The 7,662-nt window shown below is 75.9% G+C and carries 7 protein-coding genes; 1 reads left to right on the top strand and 6 read right to left on the bottom strand.

Annotation, left to right across the window (positions count from 1 at the left end; genetic code table 11):
* From VIW71_RS09200 to VIW71_RS09175, 6 genes are all read right to left on the bottom strand, one after another.
* Window positions 1–349, bottom strand: a 349-nt coding sequence (locus VIW71_RS09200; RefSeq protein ID WP_331621566.1) for a M17 family peptidase N-terminal domain-containing protein, incomplete at its 3' end; no start/stop codon positions are given.
* A gap of 458 nt (window positions 350–807) precedes the next feature.
* Entirely contained in the window at window positions 808–1,620 is an 813-nt protein-coding gene (locus VIW71_RS09195) for an adenosylcobinamide-GDP ribazoletransferase (RefSeq protein WP_331621565.1), read from the bottom strand.
* Window positions 1,571–2,179, bottom strand: coding sequence for a hypothetical protein (locus VIW71_RS09190; protein ID WP_331621564.1), 609 nt, complete (start codon window positions 2,177–2,179; stop codon window positions 1,571–1,573). The genes VIW71_RS09195 and VIW71_RS09190 overlap by 50 nt, the downstream gene beginning before the upstream one ends.
* A gap of 85 nt (window positions 2,180–2,264) precedes the next feature.
* Window positions 2,265–4,040 carry a phosphatidylglycerol lysyltransferase domain-containing protein gene (locus VIW71_RS09185; RefSeq protein WP_331621563.1) on the bottom strand — a complete coding sequence of 592 codons (1,776 nt, stop codon included), beginning with the start codon at window positions 4,038–4,040 and terminating at the stop codon, window positions 2,265–2,267.
* A gap of 55 nt (window positions 4,041–4,095) precedes the next feature.
* Complete coding sequence (gene cobT, locus VIW71_RS09180; RefSeq protein WP_331621562.1) at window positions 4,096–5,217, bottom strand: nicotinate-nucleotide--dimethylbenzimidazole phosphoribosyltransferase; 1,122 nt, start codon at window positions 5,215–5,217, stop codon at window positions 4,096–4,098.
* A gap of 426 nt (window positions 5,218–5,643) precedes the next feature.
* Window positions 5,644–6,864: a bifunctional adenosylcobinamide kinase/adenosylcobinamide-phosphate guanylyltransferase gene (locus VIW71_RS09175; RefSeq protein ID WP_331621561.1), complete on the bottom strand. Its 1,221-nt coding sequence runs from the start codon at window positions 6,862–6,864 to the stop codon at window positions 5,644–5,646.
* A 512-nt stretch (window positions 6,865–7,376) separates the two neighbouring features.
* On the opposite strand from VIW71_RS09175, the gene VIW71_RS09170 reads away from it, so the two are divergent.
* Window positions 7,377–7,601, top strand: coding sequence for a hypothetical protein (locus tag VIW71_RS09170; RefSeq protein WP_331621560.1), 225 nt, complete (start codon window positions 7,377–7,379; stop codon window positions 7,599–7,601).
* Window positions 7,602–7,662: the final 61 nt, after the last annotated feature.

Below are 7,662 nucleotides of genomic sequence, written 5' to 3'. Positions count from 1 at the left end.
CCCACGCCGCCTTCCTGGTGCCGGCCAGGGCGCGGGCGGCGGAACCCGCCGCCTTGCGCAGCGCCTCCGTGTCGTGGTCCGCGCCGTCCTCCGGAGTCTCCCCGAGCCCCACCGCGACCACCACCGCGGCCTTCACCCCGGCCGGCGCGGGCACCTTGGTCACCTCGCCCTCCCCGCCCGAGGCGCCGAGCGTGTCCAGGGTGGCGGCCAGCTTCCCGTCGAACGCGGAGTCCACCGATTCCGCCCCGGGGGCGAGCCGCGGGCCCTTGGCGCCTTTGGTCACGCCGACGACGACGGCGTCCGCACGCAACGTCGCGGCGGCGGAGGTACTGAGTGTCAGAGCAGTCACGGTGGATGAGGTCCTATTCGGTCGAGGTCCTGTCGCGGCCGTTGGAGGCGCGGCCCGGCCTTTCGCATCGTATTCCGCGGATTGCGCCACATCAGCGGGGTGGTACGACGCGTGAGCCGGGCCCTGCCGAGCCTACGCCCTGCCTGCGGCCCGACCAGGCGTTCCGGCAATCCCCCCGGCCCGGCCGGGGGGTACTCCGTGGGAGGCGCGGGGGGACGGCGTGCTCGGGTGTGGGGGCTGGGGGGTGCGTGGGGGCCGGTCGAGGTGGTATCGGCCGGGGGTTGCGGTGCGGCCTTTCGGGGGGGGCGGGCAACCGCGCGTTCAGCCACGGCGGTGTGGCGCCCGGCGAAGGCGCCGGGTCCTGCCGAACTCTGCTTCGTGGCTCCCGGGGTGCGGGCCAGTGGGGGGCCGGCCGCGCCGTTCCCTGCGCCCCCGCCGGGGGCGTACCCCGTGTGGCGTCAGCCGGAAAGGGCGAGGACGACCAGGGCCGCGGTGGTCGCCGTTTCGCAGAGGGCGCCGAAGACGTCGCCGGTGACTCCGCCGAAGCGCCGGCCGCAGCGACGCAGCAGGGCCTCGGCGGCCAGCGGGCCGGCACATGCGGCGATCGCGGTGCGCAGCGCGGTCCCCCCGCCGAAGGGGAGGCCCGCGGCGCAGACGAGTACGGCGACCACCACCGCGATGCCCCGGGCCGTCCCCGGGGGAAGCGTCCCCGCGACGGCCGCGCCCAGACCGTCCGGGCGGGCCGCGGCCACCCCCTGGCGGCAGGCGAGCGTGATCGCGGTGCGTCCCACGACGGCCGCGACCACCGCGGCCGTGCCCCCGTACACCCACCCGTGGCCGTAGCACGCGGCCAGCGCGGCGGTCTGGGCGATCAGGACGAGGACGAGGGTGAAGACGCCGAAGGGTCCGATGTCGGAGCGCTTCATGACGGCGAGCGCCTGCTCGGCCGGCTTTCCGCTGCCGAGGCCGTCGGCGGTGTCGGCGAGCCCGTCGAGGTGCAGGCCCCGGGTGAGGACGGCCGGTGCGGCGACCGCGCCGACCGACGCGAGCAGCGGACTCGCGCCGAGCGCGAGCAGTGCCCCGCCGACCGCGGCGGCCCCGAGCCCGAGCACGCCACCGACGACGGGTGCCGCCGCCATCCCGGCGCGCGCGGCCTCCCGGTCCCACCGCCGCACGGCGACCGGCAGCACGCTCAGCGTCCCGAAGGCGAACCGCAGCCCGTCAGCGGGAGACGCGGGGGAGGGGGGTATGTCGGGCGCGGCGTCGGTCACCGCGGCAGGCTACCGCGGCCTCCACCGCGGCCAGGGCGAGCACCCCGACCACGCCCGTCACGTGCTCCCAGCCCGCCAGGTTCGGCAGGCAGGCCACTTCGACGACCATCGCCAGCGCGATCGCCGCCGCCGTGGAGAACGCGCGGTAACGGCAGGCGACGTAGACGCCGAGCGCGACGACCGCCGCCGACGGGCCGGTGTCGCGGACGAGGAGGTCACGGACCGGCAGGCCGAGCAGGGCGCCGGGGCCGGCCCACAGCGCGTAGCGGGCGAAGCAGGTGCCGGTGAGGCTGGCCAGCAGCGCGACGCCCAGGGTCCGGGGGGCGCCCAGCGTGGTCTCGGCGATGGCGAACACCACCACGACCTGGAGGAGCAGACCCCACACCGGCAGCGAGGGGTCGGGTACGAACAGGGAGAGCGGCGTCCGCAGCAGCGCCTGCCACCACGGCAGCGTCGGGTAGACCCCGCCGAGCCGGTCCACCCAGCCGCTCGCGCCGCCGAGGTGCTGGAGGAGTTGCACCAGCCCGATGCCGAGGCACGACGCCAGGGTCAGCGGCACCGCCCGCGGTCCACCGGTCCGCAGCCGCCGCCACACGTCGGCGAGGAGCGTGCCCCACTGGGCGGCGGCGAACCGCCGCAGCCGTTCAGCCCCTGCGGCGGCGCAGCGGCGCCGGCAGCCGGGGCACGCCGAGGAAGCCCTCGGCGCGGGCGCCCGCGAGGCCGATCCTGGGCAGTTCGCTGGACTTGCCGAACAGCACATAGCGAGGCTCCCAGATCGGCCGGAACTTGGCGTTGGCGCGGTACAGCGACTCGATCTGCCACCACCGCGAGAAGAACGTCAGCAGCGAGTGCCACAGCCGCAGCACCGGGCCCGCGCCGAGTCGTGAGCCGCGTTCGAACACCGAACGGAACATGGCGAAGTTGAGCGAGATCTGCGCCACGTCCACCTCCTCGGCCCGCCGGATCAGCTCGATCACCATGAACTCGATCAGCCCGTTGTCCGCGGTGCGGTCCCTCCGCATCAGATCCAGGGAGAGCCCGTGCGGCCCCCAGGGCACGAAACTCAGCAGCGCCCGCGGCCTGCCGTCGCCGTCCTGGCACTCCACCATCACGCACCTCCCGTCGGCCGGATCGCCGAGCCGCCCCAGCGCCATCGAGAAGCCGCGCTCGGTCCCGCCGTCCCGCCAGTGCTCCGCGCGCTCCACCAGGACGTCCATCTCGGCGGGCGGGATGTCGGCGTGGCGCCGGACGCGTACGGTGCAGCCGGAGCGCAGCACCCGGTTGTACGCCTGCCGGACCGTCCGCATCGCGCGGCCCTCCAGGGTGAAGTCGGCGATCTCGACGACGGCCTCGTCGCCGAGTTCGAGGGCGTCCAGGCCATGCCGGGCGTACACCGTGCCCGCCTCCTCGCTGGCGCCCATCACCGCGGGCACCCACGCGTGCTGCCTGGCCTCCGCCAGCCACGCGTCGATCGCGCCGGGCCACGCCTCCGGGTCGCCGATCGGGTCGCCCGAGGCGAGCGTCACCCCGCCCAGCACCCGGTAGGCGATGGCGGACTTGGCGGTCGGCGACCAGATGACGCTCTTGTCGCGGCGCAGTGCGAAGTAGCCGAGCGAGTCGCGCTCCCCGTACTTCTCCAGCAGGCCACGCAGCCGCTCCTCGTCCGTCCCGCACAGCGACTCCCGGCCGCGCGGGGAGCGGAACGCGACGAAGAGCACGAGCGGGAAGAGGAGCGCGGACATCACGTTGATGACCACGTCCACCCAGCCGGGGGTCTCGATGACGGTGAACGCGGTGTCGTTCGGCACCAGTGAGATCAGCCGGACCAGGGCGTACGCGAACATGTCGCCCAAGGCCGCGCCGTGCCGGGAGTTGGTGACGGCGACCAGTCCGGTGCCGATCAGGGCGGCCACCGCCAGGCCGACGACCGCGACCAGTGCGGCCTGCCAGGGGTTCGCCGGGTCGCCCTTGGCCCGGAACTCGCGGCGGCCGACCAGCAGGGCGGCGAGGAAGACGGCGGTCAGCGCCAGGGAGACCCAGTTCTGGGCGTGCCGGTGGATCTGCGGCCACCCCATACTCAGCGCGAACGCGGCGAAGAACAGGCCGCACAGCACCAGGTTGAGGATCCACGCGGCGCGTTTGCGGCGGCGCATCGTGACGGCGAGGAAGAGGGCGAAGCAGCCCGGGGTGAAGCCGGCGGTGAGCAGGTACGGCGTGAAGTAGTCCTCTGCGTTGTGGCGGCGGATGTCGGCGCCGAAGGAGACCCAGACGGCGCCGAGGAAGTTGACGAACGCGACAAGGCGGAGGTACCGGACGGCGAAGGCCGCGGCGCGGGGCGGCCGGCGATCGGGGGTGGGGTGGGGGGCGTGCCGGGAGGCGGCCTGGCGTACGCGTTCGCTGCCCGCGCTGACCGTTCCCATGATGGGGAATTTTAGGTGAAATGTCCGTATTTCGGAGTGTGCCGGGCCGTGGAGGTCACGGGGCGGGGTGGGGATCGGGTTCGAGTGCGGAGTCCCCGGAGTCCGGCTCCGGCTCGGGCTCCGGCTTGGGTTCGGGGTCGAGGTCGGGGAGCTCGGCGGAGAGGGCGGCGGCGGCCTGGAGGAGGGGGAGGGCGAGGAGCGCGCCGGTGCCGCCGCCGGAGTGGACGGCGTGGTCGAGCAGCGGGTCGAGGGAGGTCCGGTCCAGCGCCTTGGCCTGGCCCGGCTCGCCCGAGGCGTGGCCCGCGAGCCACCAGTCCGGCGCCCGGAAGGCGATCCGCTGGGCGACCAGCGCGCAGGCGGCGCTCACCACGCCGTCGAGGACGACCGGCAGCTTGCGCACCGCGGCCTGGAGCAGGAACCCGGTCATCGCGGCGAAGTCGGCGCCGCCGACCGCGGCCAGCAGGGCGAGCTGGTCGCCGAGGACCGGGCGGGCCCGGCGCAGCCCGTCGCGGATCGCCGCGCACTTCCGCATCCAGGCGAGGTCGTCGACGCCGGAGCCGCGGCCGGTGACGACGGAGGCGTCGGTGCCGCACAGCGCGGCGATCAGCACGCCGGCCGGCGTCGTACCGCCCACGCTGAGGTCCCCGAGCAGGACGAGGTCGGTGCCGGAGTCGGCCTCCTCGTCGGCGAGCGCCATGCCCGTACGGAACGCCCGCTCGGCCTCTGCCGCGGTCAGCGCGTCCTCGATGTCGAGGCGGCCCGAGCCCCGCCGCACCCGGTGCGCGGTGACGTCGGCGGGCAGCTCGGCCGGATCGCAGTCCAGCGCCATGTCGATCAGGCGGACCTGGGCGCCGTACTGCCGCGCCAGCACGCTCACCGGCGCCCTGCCCTCGATCACGTCGCGCACCAGCTCGCTCGCGGTCCCGGCCTGCCGGGCGGACACCCCCAGCGCGGCCACTCCGTGGTCGGCGGCGAACACCAGTACCCGCGCCCGCTCGATCGGCCGCGCCGGCACCCGCCCCTGCACCCCGCACAACCAGTCCGCCAACTCGGCCGGCTTCCCCAGCGCCCCCTCCGGGCGCACCACCCGCCCCCACCGTTCCCGCGACTCCCGCCGCACCCCGGCGTCCGGCCGCTCCACCAGGTCCCCGAACTCATCCAGATCAATCCCACTCACCCGCCGAACAGTACCGCCCGGCTGGCCGCCGGGGCTGGTGGGGATACGGAGCTGTGCGTATCGGCTGGCCGCCGGGGCCGGTGGGGGGTTGTGCGTGTCGGCTGGGGCCGGGGTTGGTGGGGATACGGGGCTGTGCGGGTCGGTTGGCGGGCGGGGTTGGTGGGGGTGCGGCACGTGCCTGTGTTCGGCTCGCTGCCGGGGCGGGCGACCGCGTGCCGCGGCAGCGAGCCATGTGCCGTTGCGGCGGCGGAGACCACGATGGCGGAGTCCGGCGGTGTCGAGCCGACCGGGCTGTCGGCTTGTGGTCCGTGGTTCGGCCTCGCCGGGGTGCGCCGGCTCGGGGCCCGACGTCGCGGCGGCAGCGGTTCTGGACGTTCGTTCGGTGTGGGTGGCCTGCCCGCGGGGCCGGCCGACGGGGGGCGCCGGTCAGGGGCGGAGGGGGAGGGGGTGGCCGGCTATGACGAGGAGGACGTGTTCGGACTGGGCGGCGATCGCGGCGTTGAGGCGGCCGAGTTCGTCGCGGAAACGGCGGCCGGAGGGCGTCGCGGGGACGACGCCGGAGCCGACCTCGTTGGTGACGGCGACGACCGTACGGCGGGTGTCGCGCCAGGCGGCGGTGAGTTCGGCGGTGCGGTCCTGGACGCGGCGGGCGGCCGGTCCGCCCGGCGCGTCCACGACCGCACGGTCGTCCCAGGCGCCGGCTTCGTCCATGACGTGGGTGAGCCAGAGGGCGAGGCAGTCGATGAGGAGCGGGGGGCCGTCGGGGTCGGCAAGGAGAGGGACCAGATCGCAGGTCTCCTCGGTGCGCCAGCTCGCGGGGCGCCGGTCGCGGTGCTGGGCGACGCGGTGGGACCACTCCGGGTCGCCCTCGCGGGTACCGCCCGTGGCCACGTACACGACACCGGGGAACGCGGCCAGGCGCCGTTCCGCCTCCGCGGACTTGCCCGAGCGGGCGCCGCCCAGGACCAGGGTGCGGCGGGGCACGTCGGGCACGTCGTGGTAGTCGCCGGCCACCAGCGTCGTACCGTCGGGGACCGCGCGAGCGCCGAGGGCGGCCAGGCGGCGGTCGAGTTCCGGGCCGGGGGGAGCGCGGTGGTCGAGGTGGACGGCCACCACGTCCGTCGTACCCGCCACCGCGCCGGACGCCCGCAGCCGGGCCAGCGCCTCGGGCCGCCCGGCCACGTCGAGCAGCACCAGGTCGTACGGTCCCGCGTCCGTTTCGGCGGCGGCCCCCGCGGGCGCGCAGCCCGGTGGAAGGTAGAGCGCGCGCAATCCGTCCGGCGACTCGATCGCGTACCCGGTGCCCGGCGCGTCCGTCGCCACCGCGCGTACCCGGTGGCCGGTGATCAGCGGCAGCCGCTGTCCGTCGGGCACCCGGGCCGGCGCGGGCAGCCCCGGCGGGATCTCGACCGGCGGGCCGTCGTGCGGATGTGACAGCAGGACCAGCCGCAGCCCGCCGAGGGTCCGCCCGGCCCGGGCCGCGGCCAGCGCCGCCCCGGGCGTCAGATCGAGCAGCACCACCCCGTCCACCAGCACCGCGGTCACACCGCGCGCACCCGCGCCCACGGACACCGAGCACACCGCACACGGACAGTCGGCCACCGGCAGACCCTCGGGGCCCCCGGTGCCCAGCAAAGTGAATTCCACCCCTCGATCGTCTCGCGCCGCGGCCCCGCAGGCGCGCGGACCCCCCGCGGACGTGTGCCGCGGCCCCGCGCGTGAAGGGGTGGGGCCCCTTTCTCCCGCCGCCGCCGAGCTCCTTCCCACTCCTTTCCGCCTCCTTTCCGCCGCCGGGGCGGGACGTGAGACGGCGGAACCCGGTGGCGCCGCCCCCGACCGCGAACGGGTTCTCGGCGCGTCCGGCACCGCCGGTCAGCGCTTCCGGGGCTGCTCGCCGCGGGTGCGGGTGCGGGTGCGGTGCGGGTGCGGTCGTCGCCGGCGCGGCGGGAGAGGCGGGCGAGCCCCTTCGGCCCCGGCAGGGGACACGCGGTGGCCGCCGCGGCCAACTCCCGGGTGCCGCACGGCGCGTGGGGACCGGCGCGCGGGGGCCGGTCGTAACACGGCGCGCACACCGCGCGCCGTGTTCGCGCGCGTCCTCCCGATACGCTGCGTCCGCAGCCAGCGCAGGACTCATGACCTCAAGGACCGAGGAGAAACACATGGCGTGGACGTGGCGGTTCGAGAAGGCCGACGGCACCGAGGTGCAGCCCTCGGTGCAGCCCGAGGAGTTCACCACCCAGGGGGACGCGGAGTCCTGGGTCGGGGAGGTCTGGAAGGACCTCCTGGACGGCGGCGCGGACCAGGTCGTGCTCTTCGACGGCGACACGAAGATCTACGGTCCGATGAGCCTGCACGGGGACCAGGAGGCGGACGCCCCGAGCTGACCCGCGGACTCCCGCGGGCGGCCCGGGGCGCAGCGCGCACCGGCCGCCCGCGGGGTACGGC

It is taken from the genome of Streptomyces sp., from assembly GCF_036524955.1.
Classification (GTDB): Bacteria; Actinomycetota; Actinomycetes; order Streptomycetales; family Streptomycetaceae; genus Actinacidiphila.
The sequence above is the reverse complement of the archived record's forward strand: the minus strand, read 5'-3'. Positions and strand labels throughout refer to the sequence as shown.

Excerpts from the sequence above, each read along its gene's own strand:
- VIW71_RS09170 (WP_331621560.1), top strand. The coding sequence starts at position 7,377 with ATGGCGTGGACGTGGCGGTTCGAGAAGGCCGACGGCACCGAGGTGCAG.
- VIW71_RS09185 (WP_331621563.1), bottom strand. The coding sequence starts at position 4,040 with ATGGGAACGGTCAGCGCGGGCAGCGAACGCGTACGCCAGGCCGCCTCC.